The following is a 20,265-nucleotide window of genomic DNA, read 5'->3' on the forward strand; positions in this document are numbered from 1 at the left end:
TTTTTACGGACATTTATTAAAATCATTAACGGTAAGAGGGAGTGAATCGACAGTTGTTGGGGGAGTCTCCTATGATATTGAGTGGAAACTGATAGGTTTTTTGTTGGAACAAGAACATAGTGTTATATTAGATAGCCCATGTCTCTATGAGGGGATGCTTGAAAAGGAATAGGTTTATGTCGGAAGTATGGGGCTACATATAAATATATTGAATGTTATCTTAATAATATAGAAGAAATTAATCGTAGGTTACAAACGCGTGAACGTAAGATAAGTCAAATTACAAAAGTAGAATCAGAAGTAGCATTTCAAAAATGTCTGGCTGGCAGTAAAAGGCCTTTACATGGTGAATATCTTATTGTAGATTCTGGAGAGCTGCTAGAGAAGTATGGTAAAAAAGTGATGGATTATATTATGGATAGGTAGAGGGATAAAAAGGCGTTATCTTCAATTATGAAGATAACGCCTTTTAGTTTAAATATCAGGTGTTTCTGTAGAAGTGCTTATTTTTCTGCGGGAGCGTCTTTTTCTCCCGATTTTATCTAATAGTTCATACATAACGGGAACGACTACTAATGTAAGAACGGTTGAGACTGCCAAACCACCGATTACAACGACGGCCAGACTTTTCGATACCATACTTCCTGCCTGAGATTGCCCGAAGAGGAGTGGTAGCATAGCGACGATTGTTGTTATAGCTGTCATAATAATTGGGCGTAATCTAGTAGATCCTGCTTCTAGTAAGGCTTCTCTGGTTTCCATACCGTTTTCCCGATTTTGTTGCACTCTTTCTATTAATACAATAGCATTTGTAACGACAATCCCGATTAACATTAATGCGCCGATTAATGAATTTACGTCAACAGGTGTTCTTGAAATGATTAATCCTAAAATACCGCCGACAGCAGCTAATGGTAAAGAGAATAAAATCGCGAAAGGAGCACGTGCTTGCCCGAATGTGATAACCATAATTAAATATACAATCCCGATTGCGATACCCATAATTTTGAATAAATCTGTGAAGTTCTCTTGCATAGATTCAGTAGCACCTGCGATATTTACTTTTGCTCCGGTAGGTAAATCTAAGTCGGCTATAGCTTTGTTTACTTCTGCGCTTACTTTACTTAAATCTTCACTTGAAGCTTCTGCAGTAATTTGAATCGTTTCTTTCCCATCTTTATGGAAGATTTCCGTTTGAAGTTGTTTTTCTGAAATAGTTGCAATGTCTTTTAAAGGAATTGGTCCGTTAATAGGTGATAGTATGTTTGTGTTTAAAATATCTTCTTGTTTGTTAACGGATGCCTTTTTATGTTCTATCATAATAGTTGTTTTTTCATTATTGATTGAGATTTCTCCAATAGGAGATTTCTTCATAAGGAATGATACTTGTTGTGCTGCTAATTCTGGTGTTAAACCTAGTTGCTCAGCCTTTGTTTGATCGATATGAATTTGCCATTCTTTTTTAGATTCTTCTATATTTGTTTTTACTTTAGAGAGATCGTCCATGCCTTTTAGTTTTGTTTCGACGATGTTAGCGGCCTTTTTTAAATTTGTTTCGTTAGTAGCGGTTACGTTAAATTGTAAGTTGTTTCCGCCTCCGGAATCAGAGTAACTCGTTTTTATATAATCAAGTTCAGCTGGTTCGAAAGCTGTATGATCCTTTTTTAATTCTTTAATATATTGGTCGATGTCAGATCCTTTTTTAAAGACTACAAATATAGTTGCAAGATTGCTTTGAGTTGTCTGTCCCCATTGTGCATCTTCTACGCTAGATCCCATTCGCAAAATAACATCTGTTACATCAGAATTAGAGAGGAGTTTCTTTTCGAAATCAAAGGCTTTTTGTTTTTTAGCTTCAGAATCATAATCACCTGGAAATGTCATGTTAACGGAAAGCATTGTATCGTCCTCAGACTTTATGTTAGCTTTCGGAAGTAGTATGTAGGCTGCAATTGATCCTGCAAATAATAAAAAAGAAGTGAGTAGAATGATAAACTTATGAGAAAGAGCCCACTTTAATGTAGCGACATATCGCGGTGAAGAATGTGAATTGCGACGTTTTGTTTTTTTGAGCATTAAAAAAGCCATAAGTGGAACGACTGTTAATGCCACAATTAAGGAAGAAAGTATAGAATACACAACTGCTAACACCATAGGTAACATTAGTTTTCCGATTACTCCCGATACGAGACCGATAGGTAAAAAAACGGCGACTGTCGTTAAAGTAGAAGAGGTAATTGCGACGGCGACCTCTTTTGTTGCATCGAGAATAATATCTTTAGAGAAAGATTCTTTTTGTAAACGACGGAAAATATTCTCGATGACAACGATACTATCATCGACGAGACGTCCAACTGCAACGGCTAAGCCACCAAGAGTTAGAATGTTAAGTGTGATGTTAGATTGATGGAGTAAAAATAGTGTTAATAAAATAGATAATGGAATACTAACGACAGCGATGAGTGTTGTTCGGAAGCTGCGTAAAAAGATTAAGATAATGAGAGTTGCAGCAATTGCCCCAAGGATTACTTCTTTTCCCATACTAGTAACAGCATTTTCAACTTGCTCATGAGTTGAAGCTAAAAGTTTAATAGAGAATTGATCTTTATATTGCTTGCTTATATCTTTAATCTTTTTATCAATCTCTTTTCCGATTGCAACCGCATTTTTACTCGGCTCTTTCATGATGATTAATCCTGTTCCTTCTTCCCCGTTTATGTGCGAGATTGTATCGTAATGTTGTTTTAATTCAATTTGAGCAACATCTTGTAATTTTACTTGAGGTGTAACGGTGATGTTTTTTATGTCATTTACATTTTTTATATCCCCGATGACACGAAGATTGTATTCTGCCTTATTAACGGTAATTGCTCCGGCTGGAGTGGAAGTTTCTTTTCCTTGTAAAACTGTTAATACTTGCTGTGATGTTACGTTTTTCTCTTTTAGTTGGTTAGGATCAAGTACGATGGATAATTCGGAAGTTGATTTTCCGAAAAACATAACATTGGCAACACCATCAATGCTTTCGAGTTGTGGTACGATTTCTTTCTCAATTTGTTTTTCGTCAGCTTTTGAAAATCCGTTTTGCTTCTGGATGGTAATTTGAGCGAGTGGAATCATAGAAGTGTTTAATTGGCTAACAACAGGTTTAGTTACATCTTTAGGTAATTTAATCGTATTAATTGTTTTTTCGACTTCGCGTGCCGCGTCTTTCATATTTGCCTTGGATGTATATGCAATGTCGATGCGTGACAATCCTTCATGTGTGGAAGAAGTGATGCCATCGATATGTTCTAAATTACGAAATTGTTTTTCAAGGGGATCAGTTACGTCCTTGGTCATCGTTTCAGCATCGAGCCCTTGAGATAATGTCGTAACAGTTATTGCAGGGTTATCGATGCTTGGTAAAAATTCCATAGGTAATTTAGAGCCGGAATAAACACCGAGTATGGAAATGAGAAAAACCATGATAATAATAGCGGCTCGGTTTTTTAATGAAAATTTTGTTAACCTATCCATAAAATAATTCCTCCATTAGTTTATTTATAGTTTTGTGGGCACTTTCTTACTATATAACAAAAATTGGATATCTTTCATTAAATAAATGTAAAAAAATTCTAACAATAATCTTAATTTAATATTTCGAGGGGAAGTTTGTTATTTGTGGAAGCAAAATTCCTGATTGGAGAGAAAAATCAGGAATTAAAGTTTTGCTCTAGTATAGTGGCCACGTTTTTTGTTACTCTACATTTAAATGATTATTTGTCCTTCTTAAGCAGAACTATGGTAATTATAAAATTAAAAAAGAAGAAGACTAAAGGTTAGGAAGTTATTGTGAAATACTGCCTGGTTGATGATAGTGTATAGTAACTTGTATACAATCAAAATGAATGTTTTTAGTAGAAAGGATAAGGGTTCTTTCTATAGAAGAAAGTAGGATAGATAACTTTTTGTATTTTTTTATAAAAAATACTTGTTATTTAAAAACCATGATGGTATATTAATAAACGTCGCTGATGCGGAAACGCAGAAAACGACAAAAAAGAAATTCAAAACATAGTTGACATCGAAAAATGAAGATGTTAATATGATGAAGTCGCTTTTGAAGCGGCAGACAAGTTCTTTGAAAACTGAACGAAACAAACAACGTGAACGTCAATTTTTATTTTTAGATGCTAGACAAACTAACTTTATTGGAGAGTTTGATCCTGGCTCAGGATGAACGCTGGCGGCGTGCCTAATACATGCAAGTCGAGCGAATGGATTAAGAGCTTGCTCTTATGAAGTTAGCGGCGGACGGGTGAGTAACACGTGGGTAACCTACCCATAAGACTGGGATAACTCCGGGAAACCGGGGCTAATACCGGATAATATTTTGAACTGCATAGTTCGAAATTGAAAGGCGGCTTCGGCTGTCACTTATGGATGGACCCGCGTCGCATTAGCTAGTTGGTGAGGTAACGGCTCACCAAGGCGACGATGCGTAGCCGACCTGAGAGGGTGATCGGCCACACTGGGACTGAGACACGGCCCAGACTCCTACGGGAGGCAGCAGTAGGGAATCTTCCGCAATGGACGAAAGTCTGACGGAGCAACGCCGCGTGAGTGATGAAGGCTTTCGGGTCGTAAAACTCTGTTGTTAGGGAAGAACAAGTGCTAGTTGAATAAGCTGGCACCTTGACGGTACCTAACCAGAAAGCCACGGCTAACTACGTGCCAGCAGCCGCGGTAATACGTAGGTGGCAAGCGTTATCCGGAATTATTGGGCGTAAAGCGCGCGCAGGTGGTTTCTTAAGTCTGATGTGAAAGCCCACGGCTCAACCGTGGAGGGTCATTGGAAACTGGGAGACTTGAGTGCAGAAGAGGAAAGTGGAATTCCATGTGTAGCGGTGAAATGCGTAGAGATATGGAGGAACACCAGTGGCGAAGGCGACTTTCTGGTCTGTAACTGACACTGAGGCGCGAAAGCGTGGGGAGCAAACAGGATTAGATACCCTGGTAGTCCACGCCGTAAACGATGAGTGCTAAGTGTTAGAGGGTTTCCGCCCTTTAGTGCTGAAGTTAACGCATTAAGCACTCCGCCTGGGGAGTACGGCCGCAAGGCTGAAACTCAAAGGAATTGACGGGGGCCCGCACAAGCGGTGGAGCATGTGGTTTAATTCGAAGCAACGCGAAGAACCTTACCAGGTCTTGACATCCTCTGAAAACTCTAGAGATAGAGCTTCTCCTTCGGGAGCAGAGTGACAGGTGGTGCATGGTTGTCGTCAGCTCGTGTCGTGAGATGTTGGGTTAAGTCCCGCAACGAGCGCAACCCTTGATCTTAGTTGCCATCATTAAGTTGGGCACTCTAAGGTGACTGCCGGTGACAAACCGGAGGAAGGTGGGGATGACGTCAAATCATCATGCCCCTTATGACCTGGGCTACACACGTGCTACAATGGACGGTACAAAGAGCTGCAAGACCGCGAGGTGGAGCTAATCTCATAAAACCGTTCTCAGTTCGGATTGTAGGCTGCAACTCGCCTACATGAAGCTGGAATCGCTAGTAATCGCGGATCAGCATGCCGCGGTGAATACGTTCCCGGGCCTTGTACACACCGCCCGTCACACCACGAGAGTTTGTAACACCCGAAGTCGGTGGGGTAACCTTTATGGAGCCAGCCGCCTAAGGTGGGACAGATGATTGGGGTGAAGTCGTAACAAGGTAGCCGTATCGGAAGGTGCGGCTGGATCACCTCCTTTCTATGGAGAATTGATGAACGCAGTTCATCAATAAACGTTGACTTGTTTTGTTTCGTTCAGTTTTGAGAGAACTATCTCTCAAGTTTAAATGTATGTTCTTTGAAAACTAGATAACAGTGTAGCTCATATTTTTTAATTTTAGTTTGGTTAAGTTAGAAAGGGCGCACGGTGGATGCCTTGACACTAGGAGTCGATGAAGGACGGGACTAACGCCGATATGCTTCGGGGAGCTGTAAGTAAGCTTTGATCCGAAGATTTCCGAATGGGGAAACCCACTATACGTAATGGTATGGTATCCTTACCTGAATACATAGGGTATGGAAGACAGACCCAGGGAACTGAAACATCTAAGTACCTGGAGGAAGAGAAAGCAAATGCGATTTCCTGAGTAGCGGCGAGCGAAACGGAATCTAGCCCAAACCAAGAGGCTTGCCTCTTGGGGTTGTAGGACATTCTATACGGAGTTACAAAGGAACGAGGTAGACGAAGCGACCTGGAAAGGTCCGTCACAGAGGGTAATAACCCCGTAGTCGAAACTTCGTTCTCTCTTGAATGTATCCTGAGTACGGCGGAACACGTGAAATTCCGTCGGAATCTGGGAGGACCATCTCCCAAGGCTAAATACTCCCTAGTGATCGATAGTGAACCAGTACCGTGAGGGAAAGGTGAAAAGCACCCCGGAAGGGGAGTGAAAGAGATCCTGAAACCGTGTGCCTACAAATAGTCAGAGCCCGTTAATGGGTGATGGCGTGCCTTTTGTAGAATGAACCGGCGAGTTACGATCCCGTGCGAGGTTAAGCTGAAGAGGCGGAGCCGCAGCGAAAGCGAGTCTGAATAGGGCGTTTAGTACGTGGTCGTAGACCCGAAACCAGGTGATCTACCCATGTCCAGGGTGAAGTTCAGGTAACACTGAATGGAGGCCCGAACCCACGCACGTTGAAAAGTGCGGGGATGAGGTGTGGGTAGCGGAGAAATTCCAATCGAACCTGGAGATAGCTGGTTCTCCCCGAAATAGCTTTAGGGCTAGCCTTAAGTGTAAGAGTCTTGGAGGTAGAGCACTGATTGAACTAGGGGTCCTCATCGGATTACCGAATTCAGTCAAACTCCGAATGCCAATGACTTATCCTTAGGAGTCAGACTGCGAGTGATAAGATCCGTAGTCAAGAGGGAAACAGCCCAGATCGCCAGCTAAGGTCCCAAAGTGTGTATTAAGTGGAAAAGGATGTGGAGTTGCTTAGACAACTAGGATGTTGGCTCAGAAGCAGCCACCATTTAAAGAGTGCGTAATAGCTCACTAGTCGAGTGACTCTGCGCCGAAAATGTACCGGGGCTAAATACACCACCGAAGCTGCGAATTGATACCAATGGTATCAGTGGTAGGGGAGCGTTCTAAGTGCAGTGAAGTCAGACCGGAAGGACTGGTGGAGCGCTTAGAAGTGAGAATGCCGGTATGAGTAGCGAAAGACGGGTGAGAATCCCGTCCACCGAATGCCTAAGGTTTCCTGAGGAAGGCTCGTCCGCTCAGGGTTAGTCAGGACCTAAGCCGAGGCCGACAGGCGTAGGCGATGGACAACAGGTTGATATTCCTGTACCACCTCTTTATCGTTTGAGCAATGGAGGGACGCAGAAGGATAGAAGAAGCGTGCGATTGGTTGTGCACGTCCAAGCAGTTAGGCTGATAAGTAGGCAAATCCGCTTATCGTGAAGGCTGAGCTGTGATGGGGAAGCTCCTTATGGAGCGAAGTCTTTGATTCCCCGCTGCCAAGAAAAGCTTCTAGCGAGATAAAAGGTGCCTGTACCGCAAACCGACACAGGTAGGCGAGGAGAGAATCCTAAGGTGTGCGAGAGAACTCTGGTTAAGGAACTCGGCAAAATGACCCCGTAACTTCGGGAGAAGGGGTGCTTTCTTAACGGAAAGCCGCAGTGAATAGGCCCAAGCGACTGTTTAGCAAAAACACAGGTCTCTGCGAAGCCGTAAGGCGAAGTATAGGGGCTGACACCTGCCCGGTGCTGGAAGGTTAAGGAGAGGGGTTAGCGTAAGCGAAGCTCTGAACTGAAGCCCCAGTAAACGGCGGCCGTAACTATAACGGTCCTAAGGTAGCGAAATTCCTTGTCGGGTAAGTTCCGACCCGCACGAAAGGTGTAACGATTTGGGCACTGTCTCAACCAGAGACTCGGTGAAATTATAGTACCTGTGAAGATGCAGGTTACCCGCGACAGGACGGAAAGACCCCGTGGAGCTTTACTGTAGCCTGATATTGAATTTTGGTACAGTTTGTACAGGATAGGCGGGAGCCATTGAAACCGGAGCGCTAGCTTCGGTGGAGGCGCTGGTGGGATACCGCCCTGACTGTATTGAAATTCTAACCTACGGGTCTTATCGACCCGGGAGACAGTGTCAGGTGGGCAGTTTGACTGGGGCGGTCGCCTCCTAAAGTGTAACGGAGGCGCCCAAAGGTTCCCTCAGAATGGTTGGAAATCATTCGTAGAGTGCAAAGGCATAAGGGAGCTTGACTGCGAGACCTACAAGTCGAGCAGGGACGAAAGTCGGGCTTAGTGATCCGGTGGTTCCGCATGGAAGGGCCATCGCTCAACGGATAAAAGCTACCCCGGGGATAACAGGCTTATCTCCCCCAAGAGTCCACATCGACGGGGAGGTTTGGCACCTCGATGTCGGCTCATCGCATCCTGGGGCTGTAGTCGGTCCCAAGGGTTGGGCTGTTCGCCCATTAAAGCGGTACGCGAGCTGGGTTCAGAACGTCGTGAGACAGTTCGGTCCCTATCCGTCGTGGGCGCAGGAAATTTGAGAGGAGCTGTCCTTAGTACGAGAGGACCGGGATGGACGCACCGCTGGTGTACCAGTTGTTCTGCCAAGGGCATAGCTGGGTAGCTATGTGCGGAAGGGATAAGTGCTGAAAGCATCTAAGCATGAAGCCCCCCTCAAGATGAGATTTCCCATAGCGTAAGCTAGTAAGATCCCTGAAAGATGATCAGGTTGATAGGTTCGAGGTGGAAGCGTGGTGACATGTGGAGCTGACGAATACTAATAGATCGAGGACTTAACCATATAATATGAAGCAATGTTATCTAGTTTTGAGAGAATATAAAAAACTTATTGACTTTCTAAGTGAATCAAGTATAATAATGTTTGTCTCAATCAAATATAGTCTGGTAATGATGGCAGAGAGGTCACACCCGTTCCCATACCGAACACGGAAGTTAAGCTCTCTAGCGCCGATGGTAGTTGGGACCTTGTCCCTGCGAGAGTAGGACGTTGCCAGGCAAAATGGAGGATTAGCTCAGCTGGGAGAGCACCTGCCTTACAAGCAGGGGGTCGGCGGTTCGATCCCGTCATCCTCCACCATATATGTCGGAGGGGTAGCGAAGTGGCTAAACGCGGCGGACTGTAAATCCGCTCCTTCGGGTTCGGCAGTTCGAATCTGCCCCCCTCCACCATTTCTTAATTATTGGGCTATAGCCAAGCGGTAAGGCAACGGACTTTGACTCCGTCATGCGCTGGTTCGAATCCAGCTAGCCCAGCCATTAAGAGCCATTAGCTCAGTTGGTAGAGCATCTGACTTTTAATCAGAGGGTCGAAGGTTCGAATCCTTCATGGCTCACCATTTTCTTAAAAAATATGCGGGTGTGGCGGAATTGGCAGACGCACTAGACTTAGGATCTAGCGCCTTTGGCGTGGGGGTTCGACTCCCTTCACCCGCACTTTTAATAAAATAACTCAAACATGTCTTGCGGAAGTAGTTCAGTGGTAGAATACAACCTTGCCAAGGTTGGGGTCGCGGGTTCGAATCCCGTCTTCCGCTCCAATTTTCAGTATGACATGCCGGGGTGGCGGAACAGGCAGACGCACAGGACTTAAAATCCTGCGGTGGGTGACCACCGTGCGGGTTCGACCCCCGCCCTCGGCACCATATGCGCCCGTAGCTCAATTGGATAGAGCGTTTGACTACGGATCAAGAGGTTAGGGGTTCGACTCCTCTCGGGCGCGCTTTTATTAACGGGAAGTGGCTCAGCTTGGTAGAGCACCTGGTTTGGGACCAGGGGGTCGCAGGTTCAAATCCTGTCTTCCCGATTTTCCCAAAAACATGGGGCCTTAGCTCAGCTGGGAGAGCGCCTGCCTTGCACGCAGGAGGTCAGCGGTTCGATCCCGCTAGGCTCCACTTTATTTTTTATATGTCGGAGGTATACCCAAGTTCGGCTGAAGGGATCGGTCTTGAAAACCGACAGGCGGCGAGAGTCGCGCGGGGGTTCGAATCCCTCTACCTCCTCCATTTTTTTAAAAAGTGGTTTAGTTACATATAAAAATGAATAAGATATTAATTTTTCCTTCATGGAGGTATACCCAAGTTCGGCTGAAGGGATCGGTCTTGAAAACCGACAGGCGGCGAGAGTCGCGCGGGGGTTCGAATCCCTCTACCTCCTCCATTTATTTTTAAAACATAATATCGTCGCGGGGTGGAGCAGTACGGTAGCTCGTCGGGCTCATAATCCGAAGGTCGCAGGTTCAAATCCTGTCCCCGCAACCAATGGTCCCGTGGTGTAGTGGTTAACATGCCTGCCTGTCACGCAGGAGATCGCCGGTTCGACCCCGGTCGGGACCGCCATTTTATGTTGGCTCGGTAGCTCAGTCGGTAGAGCAGAGGACTGAAAATCCTCGTGTCGGCGGTTCGATTCCGTCCCGAGCCACCATTTTTTTGTTTTTTTTTTATGCCGGCTTAGCTCAATTGGTAGAGCAACTGACTTGTAATCAGTAGGTTGGGGGTTCAAGTCCTCTAGCCGGCACCATTTAGGGGCATAGTTTAAAGGTAGAACTGAGGTCTCCAAAACCTCCAGTGTGGGTTCAATTCCTACTGCCCCTGTAAAGTATATGGGCCTATAGCTCAGCTGGTTAGAGCGCACGCCTGATAAGCGTGAGGTCGATGGTTCGAGTCCATTTAGGCCCACCATATATATTCCGCAGTAGCTCAGTGGTAGAGCTATCGGCTGTTAACCGATCGGTCGTAGGTTCGAGTCCTACCTGCGGAGCCATGGCCCGTTGGTCAAGTGGTTAAGACACCGCCCTTTCACGGCGGTAACACGGGTTCGAATCCCGTACGGGTCATAAAAAAAGAGTCAGCATATTGCTGACTCTTTTTTATTATGTATAAGCCTCTTTTTATCACCTTATTTTCCTGAAATAAATAAAGGGATTTAGGAAAAGCTATGGTATGTATTAAAAGGAGGAGATGAAAAATGACGCAAGTTAGAGAACTTATGAGTACTCATATCGTACATTGTACACCATTAGACAATGTATATGAGGCAGCTGTAAAAATGAAGGAAGAATCGGTTGGATTGATTCCTGTTATTGAAAATAAACAAGTTGTTGGGCTTGTTACTGATCGAGACTTAGTTGTTCGTGGGATTGCTGAAAAACATCCTGGATCTAATCAAATTACAAATGTAATGACAACAAACATTGTTTCAGTTTCTCCAGACGATTCTATTGAAAAAGCTACAGAATTAATGGCACAATATCAAATTAGACGGTTACCGGTTGTTGAGAGCGGTCAACTTGTTGGGATGCTAGCACTAGGTGATTTAGCTATAAGAAAATCAGCAGATGATCAAGCAGGGTTTGCTTTAAGTGAAATCTCAGAGCATATGGAATAAATTATGTATAAAGATCAGATACATTATTCTAGTATATACGGATTAAACTAATATGTTAGCGTGATGTATCTGAGACATTATATAATAAGTATAGAGTCAATATTTTTGACAGTTTTTTTAAATTTGTCATTCCTAATTTTTAATAAGAGAAAAAATGATATACTGAGAGATATAAGTGTTATTATAGATTTTGAATATAACAATATTTGTTGTTAATGATGTAATAATGAATTAATATTTCCTACGTAGATAAAGTGAAACTTTAATTATTGGGGGGTGTCCATCCCCCAATAATTATTAGTTGAACCAATCGGGCTTTTATGGGCAGTTTTATCTCCCACCTAACTTCCTCGCATTCGCAGAATTTTGAGGTGGGAGTCTTACTGCCCGCAAATAGCGGGATAAAAAAGGAAGGGGAATTATATGAGGGCTGTACAGGGCGATCCAAATTGGAATTTGGTTACAGATACATATATAGAACCAAATAATTTCGCTGAGTTATTTTCTTTGCTTGTACCTTGTCATCCAAAAGGTGAAAGGAAAGAGCGAACTATATTAGTATGGAAAGAAAAAGAATTTTATAAAGAAGAAAATTTAGCGGCATTTATCGTATATGGCATGAATAAAGTAAAGAATTTACCGCAGTTTCATAAAGATGAAATTCCAACTCTAGTACGTATTCTTCGTTTATGTCAAGAGATTGGTTGGTATGAAGAGGCAAATGCTTTTATGATAACCCAAGGGCTAGATGAATTTGTCCGAACTTCATTGGAGTATGAAACATGGGATCTTTTGACGAAAGCAGTTGCTTTAAACTATTTAATTATTAAATATCGTATTGGTGAATTAACAGCTGAGGATGTAGAAATTTGGGATCGAGTTAAATTTAGTGAGAAATGTATAACAGATTGCAAACATCTATTATCTCATAAAGAAGTATTGGAATTTACATTCTTTTATATGTGTAAGCGAGCGAAAACACTGTCAAAAGAGAAATTAAATAGTGATATGATGAGTCTGGCAATGTATTGTAATACTTTTGTGTATGATTTATATACACATGACTTATTACGAAAGTATCGTAAGTGTACAGACTTCCTATCATATTATGGACCTAGTCAAGCAGTTTTAGCTTGTCAAAGAGCTGTACTTTCACAAATTTCCGATCGATTAGACCCTTTAAAGACAACTCATGTAGATGATTATTTATATGTGATGAAAGAAATGATGGAGCATATGACGATAGGGGTAATGGATCGGTATGGTCATTTTATTGGAAAGCTACTATCATATGTACCATTTTTCGAAATGATCCAAGTTCCACAGCATGCATATTATTGTGAAGAATTACTTTATATTTGTAAGGGAATTGAATACAAAGAAGAAATACTACGCAATTATATATTTATACAATTACATGATTGTTTACCATCATTCTTTAAACTATTTCTTAAAAATAAGCGTTATGCAACGATTCATGATATTCTTTTCTATTGGTGCGACGATGAACAAAGAATGAGCTTAGAGAAAAAATATAATCTTAGTTTCATTTATGAAAAATATGCTTGTGGATAAACCATATTTTACATATTAAAAATTAATATAAATTAAAAAGGATCTCAAGTTTATGTGAGATCCTTTTTTTGTTAGTAAAGCAAGGAGAAAGTAACTAAGATAAGAAATAACATTCCATAAAGGAGAAATTGTGCAGTATAACTTCCTTGTATACCAAAAAAAGTATTCATTTTTTCATATAAATTCAATATATATTTCATTGGATTATCTTTGAAAGATTGGTACACAGTGTCTCCTCTTTCTAAGCTTCTTGTTCATGTTTTTGGTTATTAGGAACATGAACGTATCTAGCTATGAATAATAAAACACCTATAAAGAATACAGGAAGTACGGTAGATAAATAAAAACCATTACTAATTATATTTGTTATAAGAGCACTTAAAAGAAAAATTACATTATAAATATGGGCAATTTTTTGTTTTAGCCGCATTTGTAATGCTTCCATAATGATTTCTAAAGCAACAAAAGCAATAATAATAGATAAAAATACAGTGTTCGTATTATAAATGATTAAACAACAGATTAAACCTAAAAAGGCCAGGTATTCAATAAAGAGAGGTATATTGCGTGGCATATAATTTACCTAACTAAATATGGCAGTGGGTTTACTGCATTTGTTTTTTCAAAATTCCATTCCCCATTATGTAATTCAAAATGGAGATGTTGCCCGTATGAATGACCTGTGTTTCCCATATGACCTACTAATTGTCCAGTTTGTACTTGATCACCAGCTTGTACAGTGCGATCCTTCATATGAGCATAAACTGTTGTATATAATTTCCCATTTATTTGATGGGCGATGAACACGACATTGCCGTAGCTAGCCGAATAATAAGATTTCACAACCTTACCTGCAGCAGCAGCTTGAATAGAGACATTTCCTTGTGCTGCTATATCTATACCATAATGCATTTGCTCCCAGCGCATATCAAAAGTGGAGCTGATTTTCCCTTGAGTAGGGAATTTGAAAACTGCTGGAATTGATGCAGGTTGAGCTGTTTTAGCTTGTGCTTGATTTTGATTTTGATTTTGCACTACATAGTGTTTTGCTACATATCCGTATCCTGTGCCAAAACGAATTTTATACCAAGTACCTACCGTTTCTACTACTTGTACTTGTGTACCATTTTGTAATGAGCCAAGTAGAGTACCACTTGTGCTAGCATTGCTACGTACATTTAATTTTGGTGTTGCAACAGTATAAGAAGGAGAACCTTGTACTGTTACACCTTTTACTAGAGGTGTGGATCCATTAGATACAAATGTTTTTTGTACGTAACCAATTTGACCGTTATGTAATATTTTGTACCAATCTCCTTGTTCACCTTGAATGGTAATGAATTGACCATTTGGTAATATATCTAGAATAGAAGACTCTGTATTAGGTTCAGAACGAACGTTTAATGCGTTTGCATTTACGATATATTGAGACTTTGGTTGAACATTTTTTTTGAATAGAATTGCATCTTTTTTCATATAGCCTGTTTTGTTGTTAACAGATACTTTATACCAATCTTGAACTGTTTCAAGAATAGTAACCGGGCTATTAAATCGAATGGTATCAATTATTGCACTGTCTGTATGGCTATTTTGATGTAGTGCAACGTTGTCAATTTTTACATATCCAGTTTTTACTGTAGATGGTTGCTTAGCAGCCGCTGTTTGTATATCGGATTCTCCCATAGAAGGAAGTAAAGAAGCAATTGCGATAGTAGTTGCTGTTAAAGCTGTAGCTTTCATATTCATGTAATAAAGACCTCCTCTAGTTGTATAGTTGTAATTTTATTATAGTATAAAGATATAATATATTGGTCGTATTCACATAAATGTAATATGAAATCAATAAAAATAATGTCAGAAGAGAGATTCGTATATAAATATTGTATATATCATTTGTGAGGTCTCATTTATATTTGTTTAACATGTTAATAATTAATTCTCAATTAAGAAAATTAAAACAGTTGATGATGTCTTATGGCGGTGTTATACTGACAGTGATAATTTTATAGTTTGCTAGGAGGGCTGGTGTTGCCAGCTGAGAGTAGGGCCGTAAGCCTTTGATCCTTTTTATTACCTGATCTAGATTATGCTAGCGTAGGGAAGCAATTCGGACATTAACAATGAGTCCCCGTTTCTTTGCGTATAGAAACGGGGCTTTTTTATTTGAAAATTTCATATTAACACCACTAGGGGTGCTTTTCGTGCTGAGAGAGGAATAATCCTTAACCCTTACAACACCTGATCTAGATAATACTAGCGAAGGGAAGTGGAACAACGAATAAATTATAATTTTATTTGCTGTAACCACTTCTTATATACAGAAGTGGTTTTTTTATTGAGATAAATAGATATATATAGGAAGGGGAATTATTAATGAAATTTTGTGAAAGATTATTTGATACGGTGCAGCCTGTTTGGGAGAAAAGTCATAATCATCCGTTTGTAGTAGGTATGGGGGATGGTACGTTGGAAAAAGACAAATTCCAGTACTATATTATTCAAGATTATTTATATTTGTTAGATTATGCAAAGCTATATGCAATTGGGGTTGTAAAGGCAACGAATCCACAAGTTATGGCAAAATTTGCAGAGCAAATTGATGGGATTTTAAATGGTGAAATGACGATTCATAGACAGTATGCAAAAAGACTTGGCATTTCTGCACAAGAGATGGAATCTGCGAAACCATCTGCTAAAAATTTAGCCTATACAAATTACATGATGTCTGTATCTCAAAATGGCACACTTGCAGAATTAATATCAGCTTTACTTCCATGTATGTGGAGCTATTGGGAGATCGGAAAGCGTTTAAATGATATTCCTGGAGCAAGAGATCATGAGTTCTTTGGAGAGTGGATTCAAGGATATAGTTCTGAAGAATACGGTAACCTTTGTATTTGGTTAATAGATTTATTAAATGAAATGGCAGTTGGAAAGTCAGAGGAAGAGCTAGACCGATTAGAGGAGATTTTCTTATATTCCAGCCGATTTGAATATTTATTCTGGGATATGGCTTATCGTAAGGAGATGTGGGGTTTTGAGGAGCAAGAACATACTACAGTTTCATAATGTTTCCTTTCATTATGATGAGAAACCAATCATCAATGAATTAAATGCTTCTATACAAGATAAAGAGTTTGTAAGTATTATCGGGCCGAGTGGATGCGGGAAAAGTACTTTATTTCGCCTTATTACAGGCTTAGAAGAGGCAAGTACTGGACAGATAGAGCTGACAAAAACAAAGAGTCATCCTGTAGGGTATATGCCCCAAAAAGATATGCTCTTGCCGTGGAGGACGATTATTGAGAATGCTGCCCTGCCGCTAGAGTGCCAAGGTGTGCAGAAGAAAGAAGCGCAAGTAAAAGCGAAAGAACTGTTACATAAATTTGGTTTACAAGGGTACGAGAAAAAATATCCGAAAGATTTATCTGGTGGTATGAGGCAACGCGTATCTTTTATCCGAACTTTATTAACAGGCGGGGAGATATTATTGTTAGATGAACCGTTTAGCGCATTGGACGCTTTAACGAAGGCATCTTTGCAAGAATGGTTGTTTGAACAATGGAAAGAGTGGGAAAAAACAATTTTATTTATCACTCATGATGTTGAAGAAGCATTGTTTCTTTCTAATCGAATTTTGGTTGTAGAAAATCAACCGATAGCAACTTTAACTGAGCGAATTGTGCCGCTTGATCGTAACCGAACAAGAAAAGATTTATATAAGCCTGAAGTGTTAGCGCTTAAAGAAGAGCTCCTTAGTATGTTACAAAGGCAGGTACTCGTATGATGAATCGCTTGAAGGAGTTATTACCTGCCCTAATATTAAGTGGAATTTTACTTGCTCTGTGGGAAGTAGGAGCAAGAATTGTAGATGAGATGTACATTTTGCCATCACCTTCTGCAATTGTAATGAAGATATGGGCGCTGAAAGATATATTATTTACGGTTCATTTACCTGCAACGTTGTACGTCGTTTTAATAGGCGTTGTTATTTCTATCGTACTGGGCGTAGGGCTAGCAATGTTAATGAATGCGAGTACGTGGATGGAAAGAGCATTTTATCCGTTATTAGTTGCTTCACAAACCATCCCGATTACTGCGCTTGCGCCGCTCTTCGTTTTATGGTTTGGATATACCATCTGGAGTAAGGTTGTTGTTACCGTTTTAATTACGTTTTTCCCAATTGCGGTCAATACGTATGATGGACTGCGCAGTACGAAAAAAGAATGGGAGGAGCTATTAGTTACATATGGTGCAACGAAAAAAGATATTTTTCTAAAGCTAAAGTTGCCATCTGCTCTTCCTTATTTTTTTTCAGCGTTAAAAATTGCGATACCACTTAGCGTTATTGGGGCAGCGATTGGTGAATGGCTCGGTGCACAAGCTGGGCTTGGATATTTCAGTAAAAGAATGATGACGCAGTTAGACGGAGCTGGTGTATTTGCACCAATTGTATTGTTATCATTATTAGCTATTTTCTTCGTCATACTTGTTTCGATATTAGAAAAGAAATTTATTAGTTGGAGGAAACATTCATGAAATTATTAAAACGCATCTTTGTGTTTACATTATTAGTTGCAATGATTGCAGGATGTTCGAGTAACTCGGCATCAGATAAGAATAAATCAGAAAAAGAAATAACAGTAATGCTTGATTGGTACCCGAATGCGGTACATAGCTTTATTTATACGGCAATTGAAAAAGGATACTTTAAAGAAGAAGGAGTCAAGGTGAATATTAAATTCCCTTCTAATCCGACTGATCCATTAACGCTAGCGGCAGCAGGGAAAGTGACAGTTGGTTTGTATTATCAACCAGATGTTGTCATGGCAAAAGCAAATGAACAAATTCCAGTGAAATCAATTGGAGCTGTCGTACGTTCACCGTTAAATCATGTTGTATCACTGAAGTCAGCAGGCATTCAATCGCCAAAAGATTTAGAGGGGAAAACAGTTGGATATTCTGGAACACCTTTAAGTGAGATGTATTTAAAAACGATGGTAAAAGAAGCTGGTGGTAATCCAGATACAGTGAAAGTAGTCGATGTTGGCTTTGATTTAGTACCAGCATTAATTACGAAAAAAGTGGATGCGGTAACAGGGGCATACATTAACCATGAAGTACCTGTTATGCGTCATGAAGGTCATGAACCAGCATACTTTAATCCAGCAGATTATGGTGTACCGAACTATCATGAGCTTGTGTTTGTAACGGGTGATAAAACGTTGAAAAAAGATAAAGAAGCATTGCAAGCCTTTTTACGTGGGGCACAAAAAGGGTATGACTTTATGAAGAAAAAACCCGATGAAGCATTAAATATTTTATTAGATCATCAAGAAAAAGAAAACTTCCCGCTTGTACCAGAAGTTGAAAAAGAAAGTATGAAAATTTTATTAGAGAAGATGGAAACGAAAGATGAGCCATTCTTATCGGATTCAAAAGAGTCATGGGAGAAACAAAACAAATGGTTGAAAGACAAAGGAATGACGAAAGAAATCGTTCCAGCCGATGAATTATTTGAAAACATTTTAAAGTAGGCGAATGAATATGAAAAATGAGCTCCATGTAATCTCAAATGGCCATATGCCATTCGAAGAGTTAGTGAATGTAGCGATGCAAATTGAGAGTGAGATCGATTATTTGCATATTCGTGAGCGTGAGAAAAGTACGAAGGAATTGTATGAAGGTGTGGAAAGTCTTTTGGGGAAAGGCTTTCCAGCATCGAAGATAGTGATAAATGATCGAATTGATATTGCTATTCTATTAAATATTCCGCGTGTTCAGCTAGGATATCGAAGCGCAGATGTAAGGTTAGTAAAAGAAAAGTTTTCTTATTTGCATGTCGGTTATTCAGTACATTCGCTAGATGAAGCGATAGTAGCATTTAAAAATGGAGCAGATTCACTCGTTTATGGTCATGTATTTCCGACAGATTGTAAAAAAGGTGTGCCAGCGAGAGGATTAGAAGAAATTGCTCATATGGCAAGTTGTTTATCCATACCAATAACTGCAATTGGTGGGATTACCCATGAAAATACAGGTGATGTTCTTGCAAATGGTGTAAGTGGCATTGCTGTTATGTCCGGGATTATAAGCAGTAGTAATCCGTATAGCAAGGCGAAATCTTATAAGGAATCAATAAGAAAGTGGGCGGAAAAACATGTGTAAGAAGTATGATGTAGCGATTATTGGCGGAGGTGTAATTGGTAGTTCAGTTGCACACTTTCTAGCAGAAAGAGGGCATAAAGTAGCGATTGTAGAGAAGCAAAGAATCGCATCTGAAGCTTCGAAAGCAGCTGCTGGTTTGCTCGGTGTTCAGGCAGAATGGGATGCATATGATCCGTTGTTTGAGCTTGCTAGAGAAAGCCGTGCTATATTTCCACAACTTGCAGCAGTTTTACGTGAAAAAACAGGCATCGATATTGGGTATGAAGAAAAGGGCATTTATCGCATCGCTCAAAATGAAGATGAGAAGAAAAGAATTCTTCATATTATGGATTGGCAGCAGAAAACAGGTGAAGATTCCCGATTTCTAACGGGGGACCATTTACGGGAAAAAGAGCCGTTTCTTTCCGAGTCAATTATAGGGGCGGTATATTATCCGAAAGATGGTCAAGTTATTGCACCAGAGCTTACGAAAGCATTCGCACATTCTGCAGCAATTTCCGGAGCTGATATATATGAACAAACAGAAGTGTTTGATATTCGTATTGAAAATAATAAAGTGACTGGAATTGTGACAAACGAAGGTGTAATCACATGTGAAAAAGTCGTTATCGCCGGAGGATCATGGAGTACGAAATTGCTACATTATTTTCAGAGTGATTGGGGTACATATCCTGTTAAGGGGGAGGTTGTTGCAGTAAGAAGCAAGAAACCGCTCTTGAAAGCTCCTATTTTCCAAGAACGTTTTTATATTACGCCGAAACGTGGTGGCCGTTACGTAATTGGGGCAACAATGAAGCCTCATACATTTAATAAGTCTGTACAACCAGAAAGTATTACTTCCATATTAGAGCGTGCCTACACAATATTGCCTGCTTTAAAAGAAGCAGAATGGGAAAGTACGTGGGCTGGGTTAAGACCGCAGTCTAATCATGAAGCTCCTTATATGGGAGAGCATGAAGAAATAAAAGGTTTATATGCTTGTACGGGCCATTATCGAAACGGCATTTTATTAAGTCCTGTTTCTGGTCAGTATATGGCTGATTTAATAGAAGGAAAGCAGGAGAATCACTTGCTAGATTCATTGCTTTCTAAAACGGTTTAGAAAGGGGA

Annotated in this window: 11 protein-coding genes, 20 tRNA genes, 3 rRNA genes, 1 pseudogene and 2 riboswitches; of the genes and pseudogenes, 32 read left to right on the forward strand and 3 right to left on the reverse strand. The window is 40.6% G+C overall.

Features of this window, described 5'->3' with window-relative positions; translation table 11 throughout:
- Nucleotides 1–10: 10 nt before the first annotated feature.
- A pseudogene (locus MKY90_RS03680) lies at nucleotides 11–426 on the forward strand (AAA family ATPase); the annotation flags it as partial.
- Between the two features lie 48 nt (nucleotides 427–474).
- On the opposite strand, the gene MKY90_RS03685 reads toward MKY90_RS03680, so the two are convergent.
- Nucleotides 475–3,519 carry an efflux RND transporter permease subunit gene (locus MKY90_RS03685; protein ID WP_098168782.1) on the reverse strand — a complete coding sequence of 1,015 codons (3,045 nt, stop codon included), beginning with the start codon at nucleotides 3,517–3,519 and terminating at the stop codon, nucleotides 475–477.
- A 671-nt stretch (nucleotides 3,520–4,190) separates the two neighbouring features.
- Here MKY90_RS03685 and MKY90_RS03690 point away from each other — a divergent pair.
- From MKY90_RS03690 to MKY90_RS03810, 25 genes are all read left to right on the forward strand, one after another.
- Nucleotides 4,191–5,742: ribosomal RNA gene (locus MKY90_RS03690) — 16S ribosomal RNA — on the forward strand.
- A 145-nt stretch (nucleotides 5,743–5,887) separates the two neighbouring features.
- Nucleotides 5,888–8,809, forward strand: a 23S ribosomal RNA gene (locus MKY90_RS03695).
- A 100-nt stretch (nucleotides 8,810–8,909) separates the two neighbouring features.
- Nucleotides 8,910–9,025, forward strand: a 5S ribosomal RNA gene (gene rrf, locus MKY90_RS03700).
- Together the 16S, 23S and 5S rRNA genes with 20 tRNA genes alongside form the textbook arrangement of a ribosomal RNA operon.
- Nucleotides 9,026–9,030: 5 nt before the next feature.
- Nucleotides 9,031–9,106, forward strand: a tRNA-Val gene (locus MKY90_RS03705).
- A gap of 8 nt (nucleotides 9,107–9,114) precedes the next feature.
- Nucleotides 9,115–9,198: transfer RNA gene (locus MKY90_RS03710), tRNA-Tyr, on the forward strand.
- A gap of 12 nt (nucleotides 9,199–9,210) precedes the next feature.
- Nucleotides 9,211–9,285: transfer RNA gene (locus MKY90_RS03715), tRNA-Gln, on the forward strand.
- A 4-nt stretch (nucleotides 9,286–9,289) separates the two neighbouring features.
- A tRNA-Lys gene (locus MKY90_RS03720) sits at nucleotides 9,290–9,365 on the forward strand.
- Nucleotides 9,366–9,381: 16 nt separating this feature from the next.
- Nucleotides 9,382–9,462, forward strand: a tRNA-Leu gene (locus tag MKY90_RS03725).
- A 29-nt stretch (nucleotides 9,463–9,491) separates the two neighbouring features.
- Nucleotides 9,492–9,566 (forward strand) — tRNA-Gly (locus MKY90_RS03730).
- A 16-nt stretch (nucleotides 9,567–9,582) separates the two neighbouring features.
- Nucleotides 9,583–9,671: transfer RNA gene (locus MKY90_RS03735), tRNA-Leu, on the forward strand.
- Nucleotides 9,672–9,674: 3 nt separating this feature from the next.
- Nucleotides 9,675–9,748 (forward strand) — tRNA-Arg (locus MKY90_RS03740).
- A gap of 10 nt (nucleotides 9,749–9,758) precedes the next feature.
- Nucleotides 9,759–9,832: transfer RNA gene (locus MKY90_RS03745), tRNA-Pro, on the forward strand.
- A 15-nt stretch (nucleotides 9,833–9,847) separates the two neighbouring features.
- Nucleotides 9,848–9,920 (forward strand) — tRNA-Ala (locus tag MKY90_RS03750).
- Between the two features lie 18 nt (nucleotides 9,921–9,938).
- A tRNA-Ser gene (locus MKY90_RS03755) sits at nucleotides 9,939–10,031 on the forward strand.
- Between the two features lie 61 nt (nucleotides 10,032–10,092).
- Nucleotides 10,093–10,185 (forward strand) — tRNA-Ser (locus MKY90_RS03760).
- A 24-nt stretch (nucleotides 10,186–10,209) separates the two neighbouring features.
- A tRNA-Met gene (locus tag MKY90_RS03765) sits at nucleotides 10,210–10,286 on the forward strand.
- 2 nt (nucleotides 10,287–10,288) lie between these two features.
- Nucleotides 10,289–10,364 (forward strand) — tRNA-Asp (locus MKY90_RS03770).
- Between the two features lie 9 nt (nucleotides 10,365–10,373).
- Nucleotides 10,374–10,449: transfer RNA gene (locus MKY90_RS03775), tRNA-Phe, on the forward strand.
- Nucleotides 10,450–10,469: 20 nt separating this feature from the next.
- Nucleotides 10,470–10,545: transfer RNA gene (locus MKY90_RS03780), tRNA-Thr, on the forward strand.
- 3 nt (nucleotides 10,546–10,548) lie between these two features.
- Nucleotides 10,549–10,619 (forward strand) — tRNA-Trp (locus tag MKY90_RS03785).
- A 10-nt stretch (nucleotides 10,620–10,629) separates the two neighbouring features.
- A tRNA-Ile gene (locus tag MKY90_RS03790) sits at nucleotides 10,630–10,706 on the forward strand.
- Nucleotides 10,707–10,713: 7 nt separating this feature from the next.
- A tRNA-Asn gene (locus MKY90_RS03795) sits at nucleotides 10,714–10,788 on the forward strand.
- A gap of 1 nt (nucleotide 10,789) precedes the next feature.
- Nucleotides 10,790–10,861 (forward strand) — tRNA-Glu (locus MKY90_RS03800).
- A 131-nt stretch (nucleotides 10,862–10,992) separates the two neighbouring features.
- The gene (locus MKY90_RS03805; protein ID WP_002010634.1) at nucleotides 10,993–11,412 is read left to right on the forward strand and encodes a CBS domain-containing protein; all 420 of its coding nucleotides are present in this window, start codon (nucleotides 10,993–10,995) and stop codon (nucleotides 11,410–11,412) included.
- Between the two features lie 423 nt (nucleotides 11,413–11,835).
- The gene (locus MKY90_RS03810) at nucleotides 11,836–12,987 is read left to right on the forward strand and encodes a DUF3965 domain-containing protein (RefSeq protein WP_063218549.1); all 1,152 of its coding nucleotides are present in this window, start codon (nucleotides 11,836–11,838) and stop codon (nucleotides 12,985–12,987) included.
- A 241-nt stretch (nucleotides 12,988–13,228) separates the two neighbouring features.
- Here the strand turns inward: MKY90_RS03810 and MKY90_RS03815 are convergent, their stop codons facing one another.
- Together MKY90_RS03815 and MKY90_RS03820 are read right to left on the reverse strand one after the other, a co-directional pair.
- Nucleotides 13,229–13,561 (reverse strand): hypothetical protein, encoded by a 333-nt coding sequence (locus MKY90_RS03815; RefSeq protein ID WP_002010638.1) that lies wholly within the window; start codon nucleotides 13,559–13,561, stop codon nucleotides 13,229–13,231.
- Nucleotides 13,562–13,566: 5 nt separating this feature from the next.
- The gene (locus MKY90_RS03820; RefSeq protein WP_341090395.1) at nucleotides 13,567–14,733 is read right to left on the reverse strand and encodes an SH3 domain-containing protein; all 1,167 of its coding nucleotides are present in this window, start codon (nucleotides 14,731–14,733) and stop codon (nucleotides 13,567–13,569) included.
- Nucleotides 14,734–14,992: 259 nt separating this feature from the next.
- Nucleotides 14,993–15,105: riboswitch (TPP riboswitch) on the forward strand.
- 60 nt (nucleotides 15,106–15,165) lie between these two features.
- A riboswitch (TPP riboswitch) is annotated at nucleotides 15,166–15,269 on the forward strand.
- Nucleotides 15,270–15,360: 91 nt separating this feature from the next.
- Between MKY90_RS03820 and tenA the strand changes: the two genes are divergently transcribed.
- From tenA to thiO, 6 genes are read left to right on the forward strand one after another with little or no spacing between them, the layout of a single operon-like run.
- Nucleotides 15,361–16,056: a thiaminase II gene (tenA, locus tag MKY90_RS03825; protein WP_063218550.1), complete on the forward strand. Its 696-nt coding sequence runs from the start codon at nucleotides 15,361–15,363 to the stop codon at nucleotides 16,054–16,056.
- Complete coding sequence (locus MKY90_RS03830) at nucleotides 16,025–16,774, forward strand: ABC transporter ATP-binding protein (RefSeq protein ID WP_002125326.1); 750 nt, start codon at nucleotides 16,025–16,027, stop codon at nucleotides 16,772–16,774. Before tenA ends, MKY90_RS03830 begins: the two co-directional genes overlap by 32 nt.
- Nucleotides 16,774–17,526, forward strand: coding sequence for an ABC transporter permease (locus tag MKY90_RS03835; RefSeq protein ID WP_002010646.1), 753 nt, complete (start codon nucleotides 16,774–16,776; stop codon nucleotides 17,524–17,526). Before MKY90_RS03830 ends, MKY90_RS03835 begins: the two co-directional genes overlap by 1 nt.
- Entirely contained in the window at nucleotides 17,523–18,524 is a 1,002-nt protein-coding gene (locus tag MKY90_RS03840; protein WP_002140427.1) for an ABC transporter substrate-binding protein, read from the forward strand. Before MKY90_RS03835 ends, MKY90_RS03840 begins: the two co-directional genes overlap by 4 nt.
- Before the next feature lie 10 nt (nucleotides 18,525–18,534).
- Nucleotides 18,535–19,155, forward strand: coding sequence for a thiazole tautomerase TenI (gene tenI / locus MKY90_RS03845; protein WP_098167918.1), 621 nt, complete (start codon nucleotides 18,535–18,537; stop codon nucleotides 19,153–19,155).
- Nucleotides 19,148–20,257: a glycine oxidase ThiO gene (gene thiO / locus MKY90_RS03850; RefSeq protein WP_098167917.1), complete on the forward strand. Its 1,110-nt coding sequence runs from the start codon at nucleotides 19,148–19,150 to the stop codon at nucleotides 20,255–20,257. Before tenI ends, thiO begins: the two co-directional genes overlap by 8 nt.
- The last annotated feature ends 8 nt before the right edge of the window (nucleotides 20,258–20,265 follow it).

It is taken from the genome of Bacillus sp. FSL P2-0099, from assembly GCF_038007445.1.
Classification (GTDB): Bacteria; Bacillota; Bacilli; order Bacillales; family Bacillaceae_G; genus Bacillus_A; species Bacillus_A mycoides.